The organism is Macellibacteroides sp., assembly GCF_050251695.1.
GTDB lineage: Bacteria > Bacteroidota > Bacteroidia > Bacteroidales > Tannerellaceae > Macellibacteroides > Macellibacteroides fermentans.
Genome location: NZ_JBFWMI010000187.1, coordinates 1 through 2,639, shown reverse-complemented (window position 1 = coordinate 2,639; position 2,639 = coordinate 1). Strand labels below are relative to the sequence as shown.

Here is a 2,639-nt window from a genome sequence, read left to right as displayed (position 1 = left end):
AATCAAATTATCATTTAAGGGTGCAAACCTACATAAAAAAGTTCATTTTAGCCATATGAAGCAGTCGGATAGCTTCCATCTAAATTTATCAAAACTACAGTAATGAATACTAATTTCCATCAATTATAGTGATATAATTTAGTTTTAGATACCAAATTACTCATAAAAACAGAAATAAACAGGTAAAAAACAAAACGAAAACTGACTTATATCAATTTTACATTTCAAATACAATCAATAAATCGGCTTCTACTGTTGCAATAATCCATTAGAAATATCTAACTTTACGGATTGAAAAGTATTGGACGTAGTACATCTGTTTTTTTATTGTGTACGTTTATTAAACCGCCCAAACCGGTTTTGAAATACTTTCTGCGGCTACAGCTTTGACTGAAGCACCCAGACAGACAAAAAAAAGTAAAATATATAATGACCAACAAATGGAATTTTCAGAAACCGACAGAAGAAGAAAACCGGATAAGCAAAGAGCTGGCTGATAAGCTGGCCATAAGTCCTGTTATCTGTCAGCTTCTTGTTAAGCGTGGCATAACTACGGAAGAAGAGGCAAATAAGTTTTTTAAGCCCAGTCTGAACGACCTGCATGATCCTTTTCTGATGCCAGACATGGATAAAGCGGTAAAGCGTCTGAATAAGGCTCTGGGTGAAAGGGAAAAAATATTGGTATATGGCGATTACGATGTGGACGGAACAACAGCTGTTTCACTGGTATACAAATTCTTACGCCCCTATACCACATTATTGGATTATTATATTCCGGATCGGTACGACGAAGGTTACGGCATCTCATATAAGGGTATTGACTATGCAGCCGATACCGATGTGAAGTTAATTATATCACTCGATTGCGGCATCAAAGCAATCGAAAAGATTGAGTATGCAAAGAAAAAAGGAATCGATTTTATTATCTGCGACCACCATATGCCCGACGACACGTTGCCGGATGCGGTTGCTGTTCTGGATGCCAAACGTGTAGATTCCAACTATCCCTATGAGCATCTTTCGGGATGTGGCGTGGGCTTCAAATTCATGCAGGCATTTGCCAAAAGCAACAACTTTCCTTTTGCCGATTTGGAAAAACTGCTTGATTTATGTGCAGTGAGTATCGCATCGGATATTGTTCCGATTACGGGCGAAAACCGGATCATGGCTTATTACGGGCTAAAGCAGATAAACAGCAACCCAAGTCTGGGACTAAAAGGAATCATCGATGTTTGCGGTCTGACGGGCAAGGAGATTACCATGTCTGATATCGTTTTTAAGATTGGTCCGCGCATCAACGCTTCCGGCCGCATGATGAACGGTAAAGAGGCGGTTGATCTTTTGCTGGCAAAAGACAGCGAAAGTGCACGCGAAAAGAGTGAAAACATCAATCAGTACAACGACGAACGCCGCGAACTGGATAAAAAAATTACCGACGAAGCCAATGCTATCATAGATGATTTTCAGGATATGGCCGACAGAAAGGCTATTGTTGTCTTCAATCCGGCTTGGCATAAGGGTGTGATCGGTATTGTGGCATCCCGGTTAACGGAAAAATATTACCGTCCGGCTGTGGTACTCACCAAATCATCGGAACTTATTACCGGTTCGGCCCGTTCCGTTTCCGGCTTCGATATATACAAGGCTATTGAAAGCTGCAGGGATCTGCTTGAGAACTTCGGGGGACATACCTACGCAGCCGGACTTTCTTTAAAAGAAGAAAACCTGGAAGCGTTCACCAATCGGTTTCTTCAGCTTGCAGCCGATGAAATCGTGCCGGAACAGATGGTACCTCAATTGGATGTGGACGCAATTCTTGATTTCAAAGACATAAACGCCAAGTTTATGCATGACTTGAAAAAGATGAGCCCCTTTGGTCCCGATAATCAGAAACCGGTATTTTGCAGCAGACGGGTAAAGGATTACGGAACCAGCAAACTGGTTGGGAAAGACCTTGAACATATTAAACTTGAATTGATAGATGCCAATTCCAACAGTCCCATTCACGGTATTGCGTTTGGCATGCATAAGCACAGCAAGCATATTAAAGGCATGAAACCTTTTAATATCTGCTATACAGTGGAAGAAAACACATATAACGGAAACACATCGTTACAGCTGATGATTAAAGACATCAAGCCAGACGATATATGAAGGGACGAGGTGGATGTCTACCATAAGATATTAGAGAAGTACTGGGGATACCAGTCTTTTCGTCCGTTGCAGGAGGATATCATCCATTCCATCGCTGCGGGCAGGGATACACTTGGCCTGATGCCTACCGGCGGAGGCAAATCTATTACTTTCCAGGTACCAGCCATGGCGATGGAAGGGATATGTATTGTGGTTACTCCCCTGATTGCCCTTATGAAGGATCAGGTGGACAATCTGCGTAAAGTGGGGATAAAGGCCACGGCTGTATATGCCGGGATGACCCGTCAGGAGATAATAGCGCAGCTTGAGAATTGCATTTTCGGAGATTATAAATTTCTTTACGTCTCGCCCGAACGTCTTGTTACAGAGCTGTTCAAAGCCAAGCTTTACGCAATGAATGTGTCGTTGCTGGTAATTGACGAAAGCCATTGTATCTCTCAGTGGGGATATGACTTCCGTCCCTCCTACCTCGCCATTGCCGATGT

2 protein-coding genes are annotated in these 2,639 nt (G+C 42.5%); both read left to right on the top strand.

All coding sequences use genetic code 11. The features are described from left to right. Positions 1–429 precede the first annotated feature (429 nt). The gene (gene recJ, locus AB7E53_RS14925; protein ID WP_446776597.1) at positions 430–2,154 is read left to right on the top strand and encodes a single-stranded-DNA-specific exonuclease RecJ; all 1,725 of its coding nucleotides are present in this window, start codon (positions 430–432) and stop codon (positions 2,152–2,154) included. Positions 2,155–2,163: 9 nt separating this feature from the next. Further along, a partial coding sequence (locus tag AB7E53_RS14920) for a DEAD/DEAH box helicase (RefSeq protein ID WP_446776595.1) occupies positions 2,164–2,639 on the top strand: 476 nt, incomplete at its 3' end.